This window comes from Hydrogenophaga sp. GW456-12-10-14-TSB4, from assembly GCF_059424305.1.
The window spans coordinates 1-993 of record NZ_JBWKZH010000156.1 but is presented as its reverse complement, the minus strand read 5'-3'; the positions used below and the strand labels follow the sequence as shown (position 1 = coordinate 993).

The window sequence follows — 993 nt, the reverse complement described above, 5'->3', positions numbered from 1 at the left end:
GGCCCCCACCGTGGCCGAGACGGCCCCGGCGACCCCGGTTGCGGCGCCCGTCGCACCGACGACACCGGCCGACGCCCCGGCGCCGGCCGCCAACCGACCCGAGCCCCTGCCCGGCCCACCGGAGGCCGCGGCCCTGCTCAAGAACGAAACCGAGGCCTGGCGCGAGCTGGGCCCGCTCTGGGGCCAGCCGCTGGCTTCGGGCGACCCCTGCGCCGCCGCGCAGCAGGTTCAGCTGCAGTGCTACCGCACCGACCGCATGACCCTCGCCGGCCTGCGCCAGCTCGACCGGCCCGGCATCATCACCCTGCGGCAGACGGGCGGTTCGGGCCAGGTCCTGGTCACCGCGCTCACCGGTGACAGCGCCATGCTGCAGGCCGGCAGCCAGCGCTGGCGCATGCCGCTCAGCGCACTGACCGACCTCTGGCGCGGCGACTTCGCCACCCTGTGGCGCACGCCGCCGGGCCAGACCACCCGGCTGGTCGACGGCCGCACCGGCCCCGCCGCCGACTGGCTGGGCAAGCGCATTGCCGACCTGCAGGCCACGGGCAAGGTGCCGGCCTCGGCCGACCCGCTCGTCGCCCGCATCCAGGCCTTCCAGCGCGCCAACGGCATCGAGGCCGCCGGCCTGGCCGGCCCCATCACCTTCATGCAGGTCAACCTGGCCAGCGGCGTGGACGAGCCTCGGCTCTCGCGCCCAGGCTCCTGAGGGCCCTCCAAGATGTCCTACATCCTCGATGCCCTTCAACGCGCCGATGCCGAGCGCGAGCGCGGTCACATACCGGGCCTCAACAGCCAGATCGTGCCGCCCCCCAGCCGCAAGGCCCGGCCGGTGCGCCGACGCAACCGGACCGGCCTCGCCGTGACCGCCGCCGCCGTGGCCCTGCTGATCGCCGCCGGCCTGTGGTGGTGGCTGGGTCAGCCCGGCACACCCAACGCCCCGGCCCCGGTGTCCGCCGCCCCCCCTGCCGCCGAGCCGCCGGTGGCGGTCGTGAC

At 76.3% G+C, this 993-nt stretch carries 2 pseudogenes; both read left to right on the top strand.

The features are described from left to right. Positions 1-706, top strand: a pseudogene (locus tag AC07ZS_RS29850) (peptidoglycan-binding protein); the annotation flags it as partial. 12 nt (positions 707-718) lie between these two features. Continuing rightward, a pseudogene (locus tag AC07ZS_RS29845) lies at positions 719-993 on the top strand (general secretion pathway protein GspB); the annotation flags it as partial.